Origin of the sequence: Brevibacillus sp., from assembly GCF_003521185.1 — a bacterium.
Lineage (GTDB): Bacteria > Bacillota > Bacilli > Brevibacillales > Brevibacillaceae > Brevibacillus > Brevibacillus parabrevis.
The window spans coordinates 71,692-94,201 of sequence record NZ_DOTK01000060.1; the positions used below are offsets into that span (position 1 = coordinate 71,692).

Sequence of the window (22,510 nt, forward strand, 5' to 3'; positions counted from 1 at the left end):
CGCTGATTGCATTCATTTGTCAAATATAAGACCTTGACCGTTAACTGTTTACAAATTAACATGATTTTGTGTGTTATGTAAAAAAGTACCAAAATTGGTATCTACCAAAGATTTTCATTCGAAGTTACTTTTTTGTCAACGAAATTTTAGGAAGTACTGGTGGTGTTTTTGTGAGAATACTATTCCTAACAACATTTATGAGCAAAGGAAACAAAGTTGTACGGTACTTGGAATCATTACACCACGAAGTCGTCATCTGCCAGGAAAAAGTGCACGCGCAGTCGGCCAATTTGCAAGAGATCGACTGGATTGTCAGCTATGCATACGGGTATATTTTGGACAAAGAAATCGTCTCCCGGTTTCGCGGGCGCATCATCAACCTTCATCCTTCTCTTTTGCCCTGGAACAAGGGACGAGATCCTGTTTTCTGGAGCGTTTGGGACGAGACACCCAAGGGCGTGACGATCCACCTCATCGACGAGCATGTAGATACAGGCGACATTCTCGTGCAGGAAGAGATTGCGTTTGCCGACGAAGATACTCTGCTCGATTGTTACAACAAAGCCAATCAGGCGATCGAGGAACTGTTCATTCGCGAGTGGGAAAATATCGTGCATGGACGGATCGCTCCGTATCGGCAAACTGCTGGCGGAACGCTCCACTTCAAAGCAGACCGGGATTTTTACAAAAACCTGAACATGACGACAGTACGAGAATTGTTGGCATTAAAGCGGCTTTGTGCAGAGCCAAAACGGGGCGAAAAGCCGATCGACAAAACGTTCCATCAGCTGTTCGAACAGCAGGTGGAGATGACGCCAGACCACGTGGCTGTCGTCGATCGGGGCCAATCCTTGACATACAAGCAACTAAACGAACGGGCCAATCAGCTGGCGCACCATCTCAGGGGCAAAGGCGTCAAGCCTGACGATCAGGTAGCGATCATGCTGGACAAGTCTCTGGACATGATCGTGAGCATTCTCGCGGTAATGAAAGCAGGAGGGGCGTATGTGCCCATCGACCCGGATTATCCGGGAGAGCGGATTGCCTACATGCTGGCTGACAGCAGTGCCGCGATCTTGCTGACAAACGCTTTGCATGAGGAGAAAGCGAACGGTGCCTGCGACATCATCGACGTGCACGATCCTGACAGCTACAGCGAGAACACGAACAATTTGCCGCACGTCAATCGCCCGGATGACCTCGTGTACGTCATGTACACATCAGGATCGACAGGTTTGGCAAAAGGCGTCATGATCGAGCATCACAATCTGGTCAACTTTTGCGAGTGGTATCGGCCGTACTTTGGCGTAACCCCTGCGGACAAGGCGTTGGTTTATTCCAGTTTTTCCTTTGACGGGTCTGCACTGGATATATTTACGCATTTGCTCGCTGGCGCTGCGCTGCACATCGTGCCTTCCGAACGGAAGTACGATTTGGACGCTTTAAACGATTACTGCAACCAGGAAGGGATCACGATCAGCTATTTGCCGACGGGTGCCGCTGAACAGTTCATGCAAATGGACAACCAGTCGTTTCGCGTGGTGATTACGGGCGGGGATGTGCTGAAAAAAATCGAGCGGAACGGAACGTACAAGCTCTACAACGGGTACGGGCCGACAGAGTGCACCATCATGGTGACGATGTTCGAGGTGGACAAGCCGTATGCGAATATTCCGATTGGCAAGCCGATTGACCGCACCCGCATCCTGATTTTGGACGAAGCGCTGGCGTTGCAGCCGATCGGGGTGGCAGGCGAGCTGTTTATTGTCGGGGAAGGGCTGGGGCGCGGATATTTGAACCGTCCGGAGCTGACGGCGGAAAAGTTCATCGTCCATCCGCAGACGGGCGAGCGAATGTACCGCACGGGCGATCGGGCACGCTTTTTGCCTGACGGAAACATCGAGTTTCTCGGCCGCCTGGACAATTTGGTCAAAATTCGCGGATACCGCATCGAGCCAGGAGAAATCGAGCCATTTTTGATGAATCATCCGCTGATTGAACTGACAACGGTATTGGCGAAGGAGCAAGCGGACGGGCGCAAATACTTGGTTGGCTATTACGTTGCTCCTGAAGAAATTCCGCATGGCGAGCTGCGGGAATGGCTCGGGAACGATCTCCCCGATTACATGATCCCCACGTACTTTGTTCACATGAAGGCTTTCCCGTTGACCGCGAATGGGAAAGTAGACAGGCGCGCCTTGCCAGACGTGCAGGCCGATGCGGAGTTGCTGGGGGAAGATTATGTCGCGCCAACTGATGAGCTTGAACAGCAACTGGCACAGGTGTGGAGCCACGTGCTGGGGATTCCGCAAATGGGGATCGACGACCATTTTCTGGAGCGAGGCGGAGACTCGATCAAAGTCATGCAGCTGATTCACCAGCTCAAAAACATCGGGCTTTCGCTCAGATACGACCAGCTTTTCACGCATCCGACCATCCGGCAGTTGAAACGTCTGCTTACGGAGCAAAAGCAGGTGAGCCTGGAGCCTTTGCGAGAGCTGGACGAGCAAGCGGAGTACGAGACTTCCGCCGTCGAGAAGCGAATGTACATCATCCAGCAGCAAGATGTGGAGTCGATTGCCTACAACGTGGTCTATACGATCAACTTCCCCCTGACTGTCGATACGGAGCAAATTCGGGTGGCCCTGGAGCAGCTGGTGCTGCGGCACGAAGGTTTGCGCAGCACGTATCACATGCGCGGCGACGAGATTGTAAAACGGATTGTTCCTCGGGCAGAGCTGTCCTTTGTGCGCCAGACTGGCGAGGAGGAGTCGGTACAAAGCTTGCTTGCGGAGCAGATCAAGCCGTTCGATCTGGCGAAAGCGCCGTTGCTGCGGGCGGGAGTCATTGAGACGGCGGACAAAAAGGTTCTCTGGTTCGATTCCCATCACATTTTGCTGGACGGTCTGTCCAAGTCGATCCTGGCGCGCGAGCTGCAAGCTTTGCTCGGACAGCAGGTGTTGTCGCCTGTGGAAAAAACGTACAAGTCGTTTGCACGCTGGCAAAATGAATGGTTCGCAAGCGACGAATACGAACAGCAGATAGCGTACTGGAAAACGCTTTTGCAAGGAGAGCTTCCCGCCGTCCAGCTTCCGACGAAAAAACGCCCGCCGCAGCTGACGTTTGACGGAGCGATCCAGATGTATCGAGTGAACCCGGAAATTACGCGAAAGCTCAAGGCGACAGCGGCCAAGCATGACTTGACTCTGTACATGCTGATGCTCACGATCGTGTCCATCTGGCTGTCCAAAATGAACAGCGACAGCAATCAAGTCATTCTCGGCACCGTTACGGACGGCAGACAGCATCCAGATACGCGAGAACTGCTGGGGATGTTCGTCAATACGCTGCCGCTTTTGCTCTCCATTGATCATGAAGAAAGCTTTTTACATAACTTGCAACAGGTCAAGGCAAAGCTTTTGCCGGCTTTGCAAAACCAGTACGTGCCTTTTGACAAAATTCTCGAAGCTGCCCGTGTCAAGCGGGAAGGGAACCGTCACCCGTTGTTCGATGTGATGTTCATGATGCAAGGCGCACCGGAAACCGAGCTGGAGAGCAACATGCACCATATAAATGCCGGGATCAGCAAGTTCGATCTGACACTCGAAGTCCTGGAGCGGGAAAACGGGCTGAACATCGTGTTTGAATACAATACGCACCTGTTTGACGAGGGAATGATCCTCCGCATGGTCGCGCAGTTTGAGCACCTGCTTTTGCAAGCCGTGCACGGGCTGGACCAACAGGTGAAAAGGTTTGAACTGGTAACGGAAGACGAAAAACGCGATTTGTTTTTGCGGGTGAACGATACAGCCAAGGCGTATCCGAACAAGCTGATCATGTCGATGCTGGAGGATTGGGCGGCGGCTACCCCTGACAAAACAGCGCTAGTCTTCCGCGAACAACGCGTGACGTATCGCGAGCTGAACGAGCGGGTCAACCAGTTGGCACACACTTTGCGCGAAAAAGGGGTGCAACCTGACGATCTCGTGATGCTGATGGCAGAGCGGTCGGTCGAGATGATGGTGGCGATTTTCGCTGTGTTGAAAGCGGGCGGAGCGTACTTGCCCATCGACCCGCACAGTCCGGCGGAGCGAATCGCCTACATTTTCGCAGACAGCGGAGCCAAGCTGGTGCTGGCACAGTCGCCGTTTGTGGAAAAGGCAAGCATGGCGGAAGTGGTCCTTGATCTGAACAGTGCGAGCAGCTATGCGGCGGATACGAGCAACCCGCCACTGGTCAACCAGCCAGGCGATCTGGTGTATGTCATGTACACTTCCGGCTCAACGGGAAAACCAAAAGGCGTGATGATCGAGCACGGAGCGCTGCTCAATGTGCTTCACGGAATGCAGGACGAGTACCCGCTTTTGCAGGACGATGCCTTCTTGCTCAAGACAACCTACATATTCGATATTTCAGTCGCGGAAATTTTCGGGTGGGTTCCGGGTCGTGGCAAACTGGTGATTTTGGAACCGGAGGCGGAAAAGAACCCGAAGGCTATTTGGCAGGCGGTAGTCGGAGCGGGAATTACCCACATCAACTTCGTGCCCTCCATGCTGATCCCGTTTGTCGAGTATTTGGAAGGGCGAACAGAAGCAAATCGCTTGCGGTACATCTTGGCTTGCGGCGAAGCGATGCCGGATGAACTCGTGCCAAAAGTGTACGAAGTATTGCCAGAGGTGAAGCTGGAAAACATCTACGGCCCGACAGAAGCGACGATTTACGCTTCCCGTTACTCGCTCGCGAAAGGCTCGCAGGAAAGTCCTGTTCCAATCGGAAAGCCGCTGCCCAACTATCGCATGTATATCATCAATCGGCATGGACAACTGCAACCAATCGGCGTACCAGGAGAGCTATGCATCGCAGGAGCAAGTCTGGCGAGAGGGTATTTGAACAATCCAGCGCTGACAGAAGAAAAATTCACTCCTCATCCGCTGGAGAAAGGCGAGCGGATTTATCGCACGGGTGATCTCGCCCGTTATCGCGAGGATGGCAACATCGAATACCTCGGACGGATGGACCATCAGGTGAAAATTCGCGGATACCGGATCGAACTGGACGAAATCCGCAGCAAGCTGATTCAGGAGGAAACGATTCAGGACGCGGTGGTCGTAGCCCGAAACGATCAAAACGGCCAAGCGTACTTGTGCGCCTACCTGCTGTCCGAACAGGAGTGGACAGTCGGTCAACTGCGCGAGTTGCTTCGCCGTGAACTGCCTGAATACATGATTCCGGCCCATTTCGTTTTGCTGAAACAGTTCCCGCTCACAGCCAATGGCAAGCTCGATCGCAAGGCTTTGCCAGAACCGGACGGCAGTGTGAAAGCGGAAGCGGAATATGCAGCGCCGCGCACGGAACTGGAAGCGACTTTGGCGCACATTTGGGGCGAAGTGCTCGGAATCGAACGGATCGGGATTCGCGACAACTTTTTCGAACTGGGCGGAGATTCGATCAAAGGGTTGCAAATCGCCTCCCGACTGCAACGGATCAATTGGACGATGGTGATCAACCACCTGTTCCTGTACCCGACGATTGAACAGATTGCCCCATTCGTCACGTCCGAGCAGGTCGTCATCGAACAGGGACTGGTAGAGGGGCTTGTCAAGCTGACGCCGATCCAGCGCGATTTCTTTGAACGGATCACAGCTGATCGACACCACTGGAACCAGGCGAGGATGCTGTTTTGCCGGGATGGCCTGGAGCGTGAGTGGGTCGTGGAGACGCTGAACGCGCTCGTTTTGCAGCACGATGCCTTGCGCATGCGTTTTCGCGAGACAGAGCAGGGGATTGTCCAGTTCCATCAGGGGAACGAAGGCAAGCTGTTCGGCTTCCATGTGTTTGATTGCACGGAGGAGCTGGACATAGCGAAAAAAGTGGAGGAACAAGCAAACGTACTGCAATCCGGGATGAATTTGCAGGAAGGGCCGCTCGTGCAGGCTGCGCTGTTCATGACGAGGACAGGCGACCATCTGCTCCTGGCGATTCATCAGCTGGTTGTAGACGAAGCTTCCTGGCGGATCATTCTGGAAGACTTCCAAACCGCCTACAAGCAAAAAGCTGCGGGCGAGCCAATCGCCTTGCCAAACAAAACCCACTCGTATCAGAGCTGGGCGGAAGAACTGCACAACGCAGCCAACAGCAAGAAGCTGACGAGCGAACTGGGCTATTGGAGAAAAATCGCGTCCAGCCCGACCCGTCCGCTGCCACAAGATCAGGAGCCGCTTTCCCGAACGGAACAAAGCACGGCGACAGCAGCCATTCGTTTCGCGAAAGCAGAGACAGCCAATCTGCTGCACGAGGCCAATCACGCCTATCAGACGGAAGCGCAGGAGCTTTTGTTGGCCGCCTTGGGCATGGCATTGCGGGACTGGACAAGAGCAGACGATGTCACCGTTTTTTTGGAAAAAGACGGGCGCGAGTCGGCAGCAAAAGGCTTGGATGTGTCGCGGACGGTGGGCTGGTTCCATTCGCTGTTCCCGGTTGTCCTCTCCGCTGCGAGGTCAGGCGATCCGGGGGAGCAGATCAAGCAGGTCAAAGAAATGCTGCGGGCGATTCCGCATCAAGGAAGCGGGTATTCCATCCTCAAGCAGCTCACTGACCTTCGACACAAGCATCCGGACGATTTTACGCTCCAGCCAAAGATCGTCGTTCATGCATGGGAGCAGCTCGATGCCGGACTGGAAACCGATTGGCTCACGCTTTCGCATCTTCCGCAGGGAAGCGTGCGCGGAGCAAATGCTGAGCGCATGCAGCAACTGGATGTATTTTCCAAAATCAGCAACGGAGAGCTGACCATTCACATACAGTACCATCGCGATGAGTACCGCAAAGCGACGATCGACAAGCTGCTGGAGCTTTATCAAGCGCATCTGAATGCGCTGCTTGCCCACTGCCTGCAAAAGACAGAAACCGAGCTGACACCGAGCGATTTTGTGGACAAGAACCTTTCGCGGAGTGAGCTGGACGACATTATGGACTTGATTAGCGATTTGTAAGTAACTGAAACTCAGGAGGAGAGTAGTCGTGTCAAGGAAAAAGGTCGACAATATATACCCGTTAACTCCTATGCAGGAGGGAATGTTGTTTCATTCCCTCCTGGACGAAGGAAGCGAGTCCTATTTTGAACAAATGCGCTTTACGATCAAAGGGCTCATCGATCCAGCTATCCTGGAACAAAGCTTGAACGCGCTGATTGAACGACACGATATTCTCCGAACGGTCTTTCTCCTGGAAAAAGTACAAAAGCCCCGGCAAATCGTGCTCAGGGAAAGAAAGACAAAGGTTCAGGTGCTGGATATTACCCACCTTTCTGAAGGGGAGCAAGCTGCCTACCTGGAAGACTTTGCGCAGAAAGACCGCCAAGCAAGCTTCGATTTGGCCAAAGACGTACTGATCCGTCTCACTCTTGTCCGGACTTCGGCTGACACGCATACCCTTTTCTGGAGTCACCATCATATTTTGCTGGACGGTTGGTGCATTCCGATTGTCCTCAACGACTTTTTTCAAATTTATCAACAGCGAAAAGGCGGCCTGCCCGTCGAGCTTGGCCCGGTTTACCCTTACAGCACGTATATCAGTTGGCTGGGAGAGCAGGACGCCGAAGAGGCAAAAGCGAGCTGGGCTGAGTATATAAGCGGCTATGAACCGACCAGCTTTATACACAAGCAGGGCGGCAAAAACAGCTACAGACAGGCGGAATTGGTGTTTGCGATTGAGCAGGGGTTGACGGACAGCTTGAACAAGCTCGCCAAGCAATTGCACGTGACGCTTAACAATTTGTTCCGCGCGATTTGGGGGCTGATGCTGCAACGCCAGTGCAACACGGAAGACGTCGTGTTCGGCTCGGTTGTCTCCGGACGTCCGAGCCACCTGCCGAACGTCGAACAGATGGTCGGACTGTTCATCAACACGGTGCCGATCCGCGTCCAGGCGGGAGCGGAGCAAACGTTTTCCGAGCTGGTGAAGCAAGTGCAGCAGGAAGCGCTCTCGCTTGCCAAATACCATTATCTTTCCTTGGCCGACATTCAGGGCAACCAGCAACTGATTGACCATATTCTGCTGTTCCAGAACTATCCGATGGGCCAGCAATTTCTGACTCGTCTGAACCAGTACAACGAAGAGTTTACCCTCACTCATCTATCTGCTTTTGAACAAACCAACTACGACCTGAACGTAATGGTTACCCCAAGTGATGTCATCACCATCAAATATATATACAATGCTGCTGTTTTTAGCGAAGAACAGCTCCTTCACATCAGTCGACAACTCACCACCATCATGACACAAGTGACAAATGCGCCAGACATCCTTTTGCAAAAGCTCGAAGTGGTTGATCCGGCAGAGAAACAGCTGCAACTGCATTCCTTTAACGATACGTACCGCCATTATCCTACAGATAAGCTGATCCACCAAATTTTTGAAGAGCGCGCCGAGAGGGAGCCAGAGCGCATCGCGCTGGTCATGGGAGAACAAGTCCTTACTTATCGGGAGCTGAACGAAAAGGCAAATCAACTGGCGAAGCTGTTGCGGGCGAGAGGAATCGGCCCGGAAAGCATGGTCAGTTTGCTTACCGAGCGTTCCGCAGAGATGATGATTGCGATTTTGGCCATTTTTAAGGCGGGCGGGGCGTACTTGCCGATTGATCCGTCCCATCCGAAGGAACGCATTGAATATATTTTGCAAGATAGCCGAAGTGAATTGTTGCTGGTGAACCATCGCTTTCTTGGAGCGGTCGATTTTGCGGATCGGATCATCGATCTGGAAGCAGCTGAGATTTACCAGGGAGCAGCGGACAATCTGGAGTGCGTCTCCCATGCGAACCATTTGGCTTACGTCATCTACACATCGGGTTCGACGGGCAAGCCGAAGGGCGTCATGATCGAGCATGCGAGCTTGTTGAACATCATTTTTGCCTTGCAGGAACTGTATCCGCTGCTGGAAAACGATGCGTATTTGCTGAAGACGACCTACACTTTTGACGTTTCGGTCGCAGAAATTTTTGGCTGGATTTTGGGGAGCGGCAGATTGGTCATTCTCGATCCCGGAGCGGAGAAGGAGCCTGCCCACATCTGGGAGACGATGGTCAATCACGGCGTGACACATGTCAATTTTGTGCCGTCGATGTTGATTCCGTTCGTCGACTATGTCCGGGATCAACAGCAAGAAAGTCCATTGCGCTATATATTTGCCGCCGGGGAAGCGATGCCGTCCGAACTGGTGGGCAAAGTGTACGAGGCGCTGCCAGGCGTCATCCTGGAAAATATTTATGGCCCGACCGAATCGACGATTTATGCCACGAAGTATTCCTTGGCAAAAGATTCGCAAGACGTGCTGGTGCCAATCGGCAAGCCGCTCGCCAATATTCAGACGCATATCGTGAACAAGCATGGACAATTGCAGCCAGTCGGCGTGCCTGGTGAATTGTGCATCGCCGGAGCGAGCTTGGCGAGAGGCTATTGGAACAACGAAGCATTGACGAACGAAAAATTTGTGCCCCATCCGTTTGCAGCGGGACAACGCATGTACCGCACGGGCGACTTGGCACGCTACCGTCAGGATGGCAACATCGAGTACCTTGGACGGATCGACCATCAAGTAAAAATTCGCGGCTATCGGATTGAACTGGACGAAATTCGCGCTCAGCTGATTCAGGAAGCTTCGATTCGCGACGCTGTCGTGATCGCTCGCACAGACCATAACGGGCAAGCGTATTTGTGCGCGTATTTCATCGCAGACAAGCAGTGGACCGTCAACGCGCTGCGTGAAGCGCTTCGCCAAACATTGCCGGACTACATGGTGCCGTCCCATTTTATTCAGATGGAAGAGTTCCCGCTGACATCGAGCGGAAAAATCGATCGCAAAGCGCTGCCGCTCCCGGATGGCCGCGTGCATACAGGCAACGTCTATCTTGCGCCGCGCAATCCGGTTGAGGAACTGGTCGTCCGCATCTGGGAGGAAGTGCTCAATGTATCGCAGGTCGGGGTGCACGACAACTTTTTTGAATTGGGCGGGCACTCGCTTTTGGCGACACAGGTGCTTTCCCGCACAGCCAAGCTGTTTCATGTCCGGCTTCCGATGCGCGAAATTTTTACCCATCAGACAGTAGCCGAATTGGCTCGGCGGATTCAAGCTTTGCGGCATGGAGCAGAAGCGGACAAGCACAGCCCGATTCAGCCGTCCGCGCTCCAGCGTGCCGACGAGTTGCCGCTGTCTTACGCCCAGCAGCGTCTCTGGTTCCTCGATCGGCTCATCCCGGACAGCGCCATGTACAACATCCCCGTCGGCTTCCGGCTGCGCGGAACGGTCGATGAGCTTGTGCTGGAACGCGCTTTGAATGAAATCATCCAGCGGCATGAATCGCTCCGCACCACGTTCGTCGATGTGGACGGGCGAGCGTTGCAGGTGATTCATACGGATGTGCATCTGTCGCTTGGCGTCACCGATCTTCGCGACAAGCCAGCCGCGGCAAAAGACGCGGAGTGGAAGCAAATGGCCGAGGAAGATGCAGCAACGCCGTTCCGCCTCGATCAATGGCCGCTGCTGCGGGCGATGCTGATTCGCTTGGAGGAGCAGGAGTCTGTCCTTTGGCTGAACGTGCACCACATCATCTCCGACGGCTGGTCGATGGATGTACTGGTGAACGAACTGAGCGAAGTGTACGAAACGTTGCTCAAAGGAGAAGCGCTGCCGCTTGCCGCCTTGCCGATCCAGTATCGGGACTATGCCGTCTGGCAGCGCGAGAAATCCCAAGACGACGTATGGAAAGAACAGCTTCGTTACTGGAAAAACAAACTGGATGGCAGCGAGCCGCTGTTGCCGCTTCCGACAGATCGGCCACGCGCGGTCGTTCAAAGTTATCGCGGAGATCATTTGTCTTTTTACGTGCCGGGTGAGGTCGGGCAAAAGCTGCGCGAGCTGGGACGGCAAGAGGGCGCTACGCTGTTCATGACGCTCCTTGCGGCATTCAAAAGCTTTTTGTACCGCTATACGCATGCGAACGACATTTTGATTGGCACCCCTGTCGCCGGACGCAATCGGCAAGAGATCGAAAACTTGATCGGCTTTTTCGTCAACATGCTCGTCCTGCGCACTGATTTGTCCGATGATCCTACGTTTGTCGAGCTGTTGCGTCGCGTGCGCGAGACGGCGTTCGATGCGTTTGCCAACGAAGATGTGCCTTTTGAAAAACTGGTCGATGAGCTGCAAATCGAGCGCAGTCTGAGCTACTCGCCGCTGTTTCAGGTGCTTTTTGCTGTGCAGGGTATGTCGACAGGCGTGCGTGAAGGCGAGACATTGGCGATTGCGCCCGATGAAGTCACGCTCAACCAGACGACCAAGTTCGATCTGACTCTGACGATGATTGAAGCGGCGGACAACGGATTGAAAGGCGTGTTTGAATACAGCACCGATTTGTTTGACCGTACGACGATCGAGCGCATGGCCGAGCATTTTGGCAATCTGCTGCAAGCCATCGCCGCCGATCCGGGGCAAAAAATTGTGGAGCTTCCCCTGTTGGGCGGTGCGGAACAAAGCCGGATGCTCGTCGAATGGAACCAGACGGATGTCGCCTATTCCCTCGACCTGCTAGTGCACGAACGGGTCGCGCGCATCGCACAGGAGCTGCCGGAACAGTTTGCCGTGATCGGGGAGCAAGGGGCGCTGACGTACGCACAGCTCGACGCGAAAGCCAACCAGCTTGCGCATGCTTTGCTGAAAAGAGGGATTGGTTCGGAGGATTTGGTGGGCATTTGCGTGGAGCGTTCCAGCGAGATGCAGATCGGTCAACTGGCGATTCTCAAGGCAGGTGCTGCCTACGTCCCGATGGACCCGGCGTACCCGCGCGAACGGCTCGCTTTCATGATCAAAGATGCGGGAATGTCGCTCGTTTTGACCCAGGAGCGCTTGCTTGACGCATTGCCGCAGGAAGCAGCGGCGCTTCTGTGCCTGGATCGGGATTGGCAGGAGATTGCGGCGGAAAGTACGGCTGCGCCTGCAATCAAGACGAATGCGGATCAACTTGCCTACGTCATTTATACGTCAGGCTCGACGGGGACACCAAAAGGTGTAGAGATCGAGCACGGATCGCTCCTGAATCTGGTCAACTGGCACCAGCGCGCCTACAGCGTGTCGGCAGAAGATCGTGCTTCGCAAATTGCCGGTACGGCGTTTGACGCTTCCGTATGGGAGACTTGGCCGTATTTGACCGCAGGTGCGACGATTTGCCAGCCGCGGGAAGAGATTCGCCTATCGCCGGAAAAACTGCGGGACTGGCTGGTCGAGACAGGCATCACCATCAGCTTTTTGCCGACTCCGCTGGCTGAGAACTTGCTTCCGCTGCCATGGCCGACGGGAGCGGCGCTGCGCTACATGCTGACGGGCGGTGATACGCTGCACCAATACCCGACTGCGGACGTGCCGTTTACGCTCGTGAACCAGTACGGGCCGACAGAAAATACGGTGGTTGCGACAGCAGGGGCAGTGCCTGTTTTGGGCGAGCGCGAGTCTGCGCCGACGATTGGTCGCCCGATCGACAATGTGTCTGTCTACGTGTTGGATGAAAACAGACAGCCTGTACCTGTAGGGGTAGTCGGAGAGCTGTACATCGGGGGAAAAAGTCTGGCGCGCGGCTATCGGAACCGTCCTGACTTGACGGAAGCGAGCTTTGTGCCGAATCCGTTCTCTCCGATTGAAGGTGCCCGGATGTACCGGACTGGTGACCTGGTGCGCTATGCAGCAGATGGCAGCATCGAGTTTATCGGACGTGCCGACGATCAAGTAAGCATTCGCGGGTTCCGGGTTGAGCTGGGCGAGATTGAATCGGCCTTGTACGCTCATCCCGCGGTTGCAGAGTCGGTGGTGATCGTCCGCGAAGACGTGACCCCCGGAGTGAAGCGGCTTGTTGCGTACGCCGTGCTCCATGAAGGAGAAGAGCGACAGACGAGCGAGTTGCGCCAGTCCTTGAAAGAAATGTTGCCAGATTACATGGTGCCGTCTGCCATCGTGCTGATGGAAGCCCTGCCGCTCACGCCAAACGGAAAAGTAGACCGTCGCGCCTTGCCCTTGCCGGATGTCGCGCAGACAGAGTGGGAAGGCAGCTTTGTCGAACCGCAATCGGATGTGGAACGCAAGCTGGCCGAAATTTGGCAAGAGGTGCTGGGCGTAGAGACGATCGGGGTTCACGACAACTTTTTCGAACTGGGCGGCGACTCGATTTTGACCATTCAGATCGTTTCGCGGGCCAATCAGGCTGGTTTGCAGTTAACGCCGAAGCATTTGTTTGACGCGCAAACATTGGCAGAGCTGGCGGCAAGCGCAGTGGTGCTGGAAAAAGCGCCGGAAATGCAGGCCGAACAAGGAATCGTGACAGGCGAATTGCCTTTGACGCCGATTCAGACGTGGTTTTTCGAGCAGGATGTCCGCCACGTTCATCACTGGAACCAGTCGGTCATGCTCGCAGTGCGGGAAGAACTCGATATGACGGCGCTGACGCAAGCTTTTGCCGCGCTGCCTCGCCAGCATGATGCCCTGCGCCTGCGCTTTCAGCAGGTCAACGGAACATGGCAGGCAGCGCATGGTGAGATTGCGGATGAAGATGTGCTGCTGGTCGCCGATTTGTCGTCCGTTCCTGAGGCGGAGAGAGAAGCACGGATGCGGCACATCACAGACGAACTGCAAGCAAGCCTGGATATCGAAAAAGGACCTTTGCACCGTGCCGCCTATTTCCAACTCGGAGCGGAACAGCGTCTGTTCATTGTGATTCACCATCTCGTGGTCGATGGCGTCTCCTGGCGCATTATTTTGGAAGACCTGCAAACCGCTTACGAACAGGTTAAAGCCGGGCAAAAGATTGCATGGCCGCAAAAGACGACTTCGTTCAAAAGCTGGGCGGAGGAGCTGACAACGTACGCGGAGCAAAGCGCTGTCGATGAGTATTGGACTGGCATGGACAGCGAACAGGCATGCGGGCTGCCTGTTGATCATCCACAAGGCAAGAACACGGAAGGTCTGGCCGTGCAAGTAAAGGCAAAGCTGAGCGCGGACGAGACTCGGGCGCTGCTGCAAGAAGTGCCAGCCGCTTATCGCACGCAGATCAACGATGTGCTGCTCAGTGCCTTGACGCGCACGATTACGGATTGGACGAACAAGCGGGCATTGTATGTCTCGGTAGAGGGACACGGTCGCGAGCCGATCGTGGATGGCGTGGACGTGTCGCGTACGGTGGGCTGGTTCACGAGCCTGTATCCGGTCTTGCTGGAAACGGAGCCGGATTTGGCCTGGGGTGACTTGCTGAAGTCGATCAAAGAACAAGTGCGGGCGATCCCGGACAAAGGGATTGGCTACGGTATTCACCGCTATTTGAGCCGGGATGGGCAAACGGCCGAAATGCTGCGAGCCAAGCCGCAGCCGGAGATCAGCTTCAACTACTTGGGACAATTCGGCCAAGGTCAAACGACTGACGCGGCGTTGTTCCAAATCATTCCGAACTGGTCGGCATCCAATGTGAGCGAGGATGAGACGCGTCTTTACAAACTCGATGTCATGAGCATGGTGGCGCAAGACCAGCTGGAGATGAGCTGGACATTCAGCCGCGATCTGTACGAGCCGGGCACGATTGAAAAGCTCGCTCATGACTATGTGCAAGCGTTGCGAGCGATTATTGCCCATTGCCGCACGGAGCAAGCAGGGGGCTATACGCCTTCCGACTTCCCGCTCGCGGAACTGGATCAAAACAGTCTCGACAAGTTTATCGGTCACAATCGCCTGATCGAGAACGTTTATACGCTTACGCCGTTGCAGGAAGGGATGCTGTTCCATTCCTTGTATGAGCAAGCAGGCGGGGATTACGTGGTGCAGCTCGCTTTGAAACTGGAGCATGTGAATGTAGAGGCATTTTCGGCAGCCTGGCAAAAAGTCGTCGAGCGCCACGCGATTTTGCGAACGTCCTTCCTGTGGAGCGGATTGGAGAAGCCGCATCAGGTCGTGCACGCGAAAGTCAAAACGTTTGTCGAGCGACTGGACTGGCGCCATCTGACAGCGGCTGAGCAGGAAGCAGGCTTGCAGACGTATTTGGAACAAGATCGCAAGCGGGGTTTTGATCTCGCCCGTCCGCCGCTGATGCGCTGGACGTTGATTCGCCTGGATGCGAGCACGTTCCAGTTTGTATGGAGCTTCCATCACATGTTGCTCGATGGCTGGAGCACGCCGATCGTGTTCCAGGACTGGCAGGCGTTTTATGCCGCAGCCTCGCATGGCAAGGAAGCGAGCTTGCCCGCCATTCCTCCGTTTTCAGCCTATATTGCCTGGCTGAAACGACAAAACCTGGAAGAAGCGCAGCAGTATTGGCGCGACTATTTGCAGGGCTTTGGCGTGCCGACGCCGCTTGGCATGGGGAAATCGGGTGGCAGCGCGGGTCAGCCAAAAGAATACGCAGACCACAAGCTGCTTTTGTCCGAACGGGCGACAGCGAACTTGCTCGCTTTTGCCCGCAAGCACCAGTTGACGCTGAATACGGTTGTGCAAGGGGCTTGGGCGCTGATCCTGGCGCGTTATGCAGGCGAAGCGGAAGTCGTTTTTGGCACGACCAATCTGGGACGGCCAACCGACTTGCCTGACGCAGAAGCGATGGTGGGGCTGTTTATCAACACGTTGCCTGTCCGTGTGCTTTTCCCGGAACAGACGACGGTCATCGACTGGCTGCAAAGCTTGCAGCAGGCCCAAAGCGAGATGCGCCAGTACGAGTTTACGCCGCTCGTGGACATCCAGAGCTGGAGCGAGGTGCCGCGCGGCCAGTCGTTGTTTGACAGCATTTTCGTCTTTGAGAACTACTTGTCCGGCACAAGTGTGGATTCCGAATCCGGCATGTTGCTCGGGGAAGTCAAAGCGGTCGAGCAGACGAGCTATCCGCTGACGCTCGTGGTAGCGCCCGGCGAAGAACTGATGCTCAAACTGATTTATGAAACGGGCCGATTCGAGCAGCCAGCCATGGACAAGGTGCTGGCCCAGTTGAGCAGTGTGCTGGAAGCAATCATGCGTGAGCCGCACGAACAGCTCGCAGACTTGTCCATCATCACGGAAGCGGAGCGCCACAAGCTGTTGGTGGAATGGAATGCGACCGACATGCCGTACGAGCGCAACCTGGTGATGCACCAGCTGTTCGAGGCGCAAGTGGAGGCAACGCCGGACGCGCAAGCTCTGGTCGTCGGAACCGAGCGGTTGACATATGCGGAACTGAACAAACGGGCGAACCAGCTGGCACATTACCTGCGGGCGCAGGGCGTCGGGCCGGAAGTATTGGTCGCTGTCCTGATGGAGCGGACGACCGAGATGATTGTCGCCTTGCTGGGAATTATCAAGGCGGGCGGTGCGTACGTGCCGATTGATCCCGCTTATCCACAAGACAGGATTGGCTACACGCTGGATGATTCGCAGGCGGCGATCGTGTTGACGCAAGAACGCTTGCTTCCGATGTTGCCTGAGCATACAGCACAAGTGATTTGCCTGGATCGCGACTGGGCGTGCATGGCGGTTCAGCCGGAAGCAAATGTGCCGAATCTGGCTGCGCCAACCAACCTTTCTTACGTGATTTACACATCCGGCTCAACAGGTCTGCCAAAAGGGGTGGCGATTCAGCACAGCAGCGTCATTGCCTTCATTTTCTGGGCGAAAACCGTCTTCTCGGCTGAAGAAATGAGCGGCGTGCTCGCGTCCACTTCGATTTGCTTCGACTTGTCTGTGTATGAAATATTCGTGACCTTGAGTTGCGGCGGCAAAGTGATTTTGGCGGACAACGCCTTGCATTTGCCAAGCCTGCCAGCGGCAAAAGAGGTGACTTTGATCAATACCGTGCCATCTGCGGCCAAGGAGCTGGTGCGGATGAACGCGATACCGCCGAGCGTGCGGGTCGTCAATCTCGCCGGAGAGCCGCTGCCGAACACGCTGGCGCAAAGTTTGTACGCGCTTGGGCATGTGCAAAAAGTTTTCAACTTGTATGGCCCATCGGAAGATACGACGTACTCCACTTATGTCCAGGTGACAAAAGGGGCAAAGACAGAGCCGACGATTGGCCGTCCTTTGGCCAACACGCAAGCGTATGTTCTCGATGCCAAGCTGCAGCCTGTGCCGTTGGGCTTGCCTGGGGAGCTGTATTTGGGCGGTGACGGCTTGGCGCGCGGTTACTTGAAGCGTCCGAAAATGACGGCAGAACGCTTTTTGCCCAATCCGTTCCATCCCGACCCGGATGCGCGGATGTACAGCACGGGCGATCTCGTTCGTTACTTGCCCGATGGACAGCTGGAGTATTTGGGCCGCATCGACCACCAGGTCAAAATTCGCGGCTACCGGATCGAATTGGGCGAGCTGGAGGCTGTCCTGCGCAGCCATCCACAGATCAAGGAAGCAGTGGTCGTGGCCAAAGAAGACAAGCTGGGCGAAAAGCGTCTCGTTGCCTACATCACGACAAAAGACGGGGAGTGCGGCGATCGTGCCGTCTTGACGAGCTGGGCCAAGGCAAAATTGCCCGAGTTTATGGTTCCCTCCTTCTTTGTCTGGCTGGACGCGATGCCGCTGACACCGAACGGCAAGATCGACCGCAAGCAACTGCCGGAACCGGAGTGGGGGCAAGTCGCTTCTGCCGCTGGCTACGTAGCGCCGCGCAATCAGACGGAAGTGTTGGTCGCCAGCATCTGGGCGGATGTGCTCGGAATCGAGCAAGTAGGGGTGCACGACAACTTTTTCGAACTGGGCGGACATTCTCTCCTGGCGACACGAGTAGCTTCCCGTCTGCGCGAAACGTTTGCGAAAGAAGTGCCGATCCGCGCGATTTTTGAGCGGCCGACTGTTGCAGAGCTGTCCGAGACACTTGGAGCGATTGGGCAGAACGAAACGGAAGCGCAGATGCTGCCTGTCTCACGGGAAGCTCATTTGCCGCTGTCGTTCGCGCAACAGCGCCTCTGGTTTCTGGATCGCCTGATGCCGGACAGCACGTTGTACAACATTCCGTCAGCCGTGCGCTTGTTGGGAGATTTGGATATCGCCGCTTGGGAAAAGAGCCTGCAAGTGCTGATCCAGCGCCACGAAAGCTTGCGGACGACTTTTGGCGATGTGGATGGGGAAGCGGTGCAAGTGATTCACTCCCGGCTGGATGGAAAGCTGAACGTGATCGACTTGCGCGGGATGCCAGCAGACGAGCGGGAAGCGGAAGCTCATCGCTTGGCCGGATTGGAAGCGGCGACGCCGTTTGACCTGAGCCAAGGTCCTTTGCTGCGCACCACCCTGATTCGTCTGGCGGAGCAAGAGTGCGTCTTCTTATTCAACCTGCACCATATCATTTTCGACGGCTGGTCGATCGGCATTTTCCTCAAAGAAATGCGGGCGCTGTACGAAGCGTTTGTGCGGGAAGAAGCGCCTGAATTGGCCGAGATTACGGTGCAATACGCAGATTACGCCGTCTGGCAGCGGAAGTGGCTGGAAGGGGAAGTGCTTGCCGAGCAGCTTGCGTACTGGAAAGAAAAGCTGAGCGGAGCCGAACCGCTGCTGGCTTTGCCGACAGATCAGCCGCGTCCTGCCGTCCAGACGCATGATGGCGCGATGCATACGATCAAGCTTTCAGGCGAGCTGTACGCAAAGCTGAACAAGCTCAGCCAGGAAGAAGGCGCGACCTTGTTCATGACCTTGCTCGCTGCCTTCCAAGTCTTGCTCTACCGCTATAGCGGGCAGGAGGACATCCTCGTCGGCAGCCCTGTCGCGGGACGGAACAGACAAGAGACGGAGCCGCTGATCGGCTTTTTCATCAACACATTGGTACTGCGGACGGACTTGTCAGGAGAACCGACCTTCCGCGAGTTGCTGGCACGAGTGCGGGAGACGGCGTTCGAAGCATACGCCCATCAAGATTTGCCGTTTGAAAAGCTGGTCGACGAGTTGGAGCTGGAGCGCAGTCTCAGCTACTCGCCGCTGTTCCAGGTGATGTTTGTCCTGCAAAACTTCCAGCTGAACTTGGACGAAAAAGCTGGTATCCGTGTGGCTGATTTTGAGATGGACAAGCATCTGGTCACTTCCAAATACGATCTGACGCTGACGATGGCGGAAAAACAAAACGGACTGTTCGCCACGTTTGAATACAACACAGCGCTGTTCCATGAGGCGACGATGGAGCGACTGTCGCAGCATTTTATTCAGCTGCTGGAAGCTATCGTTCATATGCCGGATCAGGGTATTGCCCGATTGCCGCTGCTGAACCAGAGCGAGCGAGCGCAATTGCTGGTGGAGTGGAACGACACGACGACCGCTTATCCGCGAAACAAACGGGTGGATCAATTGTTCCGGGAAACGGCGCTGCTTTATCCTGAGCGACTGGCGGTCGTTGCGGGAAATCAGACGCTTACGTACGCGGAATTGGAGCGCCGGGCCAACCAGACAGCCAACTACTTGCAACAAAAAGGAGTGCGGCCGGGTGCGCTCGTCGGCCTCTGCGTCAAACGTTCGCTGGAAATGCTGATCGGGATGCTCGGCATACTCAAGGCTGGCGGAGCCTATGTGCCGCTCGATCCTGATTATCCAGAGGAGCGTCTGGCCTACATGATGGGCGACGCCGGAATCACGGTCTTGCTGACGCAGGAGCAGCTCATGCCCGGCTTGCCGTCAGGGGAACGGACTACGATTGCCCTGGATCGCGATTGGCCGCTGATTGCCAAGGAGAGCGAGCAGGCGCCTGACGTGGACACGACAGCGGAAAGTCTCGCTTACGTCATCTACACATCCGGCTCGACCGGACTGCCAAAAGGAACGCTTGTCGTTCATCGCGGCATCGTCCGCCTCGTCAAGGAAACGGATTATGTGACGATCACGGAGCAAGACGTGTTCCTGCAAGCGTCCACCGTGTCGTTCGATGCGGCGACTTTCGAGATATGGGGCAGCCTTTTGAACGGGGCGAAGCTCGTCCTGCTGCCGCCAGAACTGCCGTCGCTCGCAGAAATCGGGCAGGCGATCCAGTCGCACCACGTGACGACACTTTGGCTGACAGCCGGGCTGTTCACGCTGATGGTCGACCATCACAAGGAATATTTGTCCGGGGTTCGCCAACTGCTCGTCGGCGGAGATATCGTATCCGTTCCGCATGTGAAAAAAGCGCTGGAAATCGCAGGGCTGACGGTGATCAACGGATACGGCCCGACCGAAAACACGACATTCACCTGCTGCAATCCGGTCACGGTCATGCCCGAATCGGCCCACACTTTCCCGATCGGCCGTCCGATCAAAAACACGACGGCATACGTGCTCGATCGTCACATGCAGCCCGTTCCGATTGGCGTGACTGGCGAGCTGTACATCGGCGGCGACGGTCTGGCGGAAGGCTACTTGAACCGCCCAGATTTGACGGCAGAGCGGTTTGTGCCCAATCCGTTTGCAACTGATCAGGCGGCACGTCTTTATCGCACAGGCGACCTGGTGCGCTACCTGCCGGACGGTCTGATCGAGTTCATCGGGCGGCTTGACAACCAGGTAAAAATTCGCGGGTTCCGCATCGAGTTGAGCGAAGTGGAAGCGGTCTTGGCCAAACACCCGGCGATTACGGCTTCGGTGGTGATCGTCCACGAAAATGAGGCGGGCATGAAGCAGCTCGTCGCCTACGCAGTCAAGGACGCCGAGCAAGAGCTTGGGACAGCCGAGCTGCGCCAGCACTTCAAAGCACACGTGCCGGACTACATGGTGCCTGCCGCCTTTGTCATGCTGGATGCTTTGCCGCTTACTCCGAACGGAAAAGTGGACCGCAAAGCGCTGCCAGCCCCTGTTTTGGAACGCAGCCGGGAAGAGGACGCATTTGCAGCGGCTACAAGCCATGTCGAACAAACGCTGGCAGACATTTGGTGCGCTGTACTGCGCATGGACCGCATCGGCATTCACGATAACTTTTTTGAGCTTGGAGGAGACTCGATTCTCAGCATTCAAATCGTCGCCCGCGCGAACAAGGCCGGCATCCATTTGACTCCCAAGCAATTGTTCGATCAGCAAACCATTGCCGAGCTGGCAAAAGTTGCAGGCCAAAGTACAAAGGTGGACGCAGAACAAGGGAACGTGACGGGCGAGGTGCCGCTTTTGCCGATCCAGACATGGTTTTTCGAGCAAAAGCAACCGACGCCGCACCATTGGAACCAATCCATGCTGCTGCAAGTGAACGAGCCGTTGGAGGAAGAGTGTTTGAGCCAAGCCGTTGCCCAACTGCTTGCTCATCACGACGCGCTCCGCTTGCGCTACACCTTCGCAGACGGACAGTGGAAGCAGACGTATGCCGACGTCGATTCGGAAGTGCCGCTGCAAGTGGAGGATTTGTCCATGAGTCCGCCAGCCCAGCAGGCGCGGAAGATCGAAAAGCTCGCACAGCAGGCCCAAGCAAGCCTGGATTTGCAGAACGGGCCGCTGCTGAAAGTCGTCTACTTCGATCTCGGGTACGACCGACCAGGCCGTCTTTTGATGGTCATTCATCACCTGGCAGTCGACGGTGTCTCGTGGCGCATCCTGATCGAAGACTTGCAAACAGCGTACGGGCAAGCGGAAAAAGGCAACAAGATTCAACTGCCGCCGAAAACGACCTCTTACAAGGCATGGGCAGAAAAATTGCATAAATACGCGTCCTCTGAGCGGATGCTGGTTGATCAGGATTACTGGCTCAAGGCGGCAGACGAACTGTCGGGTCACCCACTGCCCGTGCATGACTGGGCGGAAAACACAGAAGCAAACGGCCGGATGTGGACGATCCACCTGGAAGAAGAAGAGACGGACGCCCTTCTGCAAAAAGTTCCATCCCGCTACCGCGTGCAAATCAACGATATTTTGTTGACGGCGCTGGCGTTGGCATACGGCAAATGGACGGGCGAGTCCGCGCTTTTGGTCAATCTCGAAGGACACGGTCGCGAAGAGTTGTTCGAGGACGTCGACCTTTCCCGCACCGTCGGCTGGTTTACGTCGATGTACCCGCTCCTGATTCAACTGGAGCCAAACACGTCTTCCGAGGATGCGCTTGCGCGAGTCAAAGAAAAGCTGCAACAAATTCCGCACAAAGGTCTCGGCTACGGCCTGCTGCGCTACATGGCGCAAGACCCTGAACTGGTCGAAAAGCTAAAGGCGATTCCGCAAGCACCGCTCAGCTTCAACTATTTGGGACAATTCCACCAGGCGGCAGATGCGAAAGCGCTTCTGGCATACGCAGAAGGCGAGCGGGGCGCAAACAGCGGCCCGGACAACAGACGGACTCACCTGATCGATGTCGTGGGGGCCGTCACCGAAGGCAAGCTCGGTCTCAGCTTCCTCTACAACGGAAGACTGTACAGCGAATCGCATATCGAAACATTTGCCCGTCACTACACGGACGCTTTGCAATCATTGATCCAGGCGGAGAAACAAAGCTACAGAGCGGAAGACTTCGAGGATGCAGACTTGAGTCAGAGCGCTTTGAACAAGGTGCTCGCAAGGTTAAAAAATAGAAAGGGGAATGAACTCCATGGGGGATCTCACTGAT

General features: G+C 55.5%; 2 protein-coding genes. Both read left to right on the forward strand.

Annotated elements, in window-relative coordinates; genetic code table 11:
* Positions 1-170: 170 nt before the first annotated feature.
* Positions 171-6,992 (forward strand): linear gramicidin non-ribosomal peptide synthetase LgrA, encoded by a 6,822-nt coding sequence (lgrA, locus tag DEP07_RS18640; RefSeq protein ID WP_287102868.1) that lies wholly within the window; start codon positions 171-173, stop codon positions 6,990-6,992.
* A 28-nt stretch (positions 6,993-7,020) separates the two neighbouring features.
* Complete coding sequence (locus tag DEP07_RS18645) at positions 7,021-22,509, forward strand: non-ribosomal peptide synthetase (protein ID WP_287102869.1); 15,489 nt, start codon at positions 7,021-7,023, stop codon at positions 22,507-22,509.
* Position 22,510 lies beyond the last annotated feature (1 nt).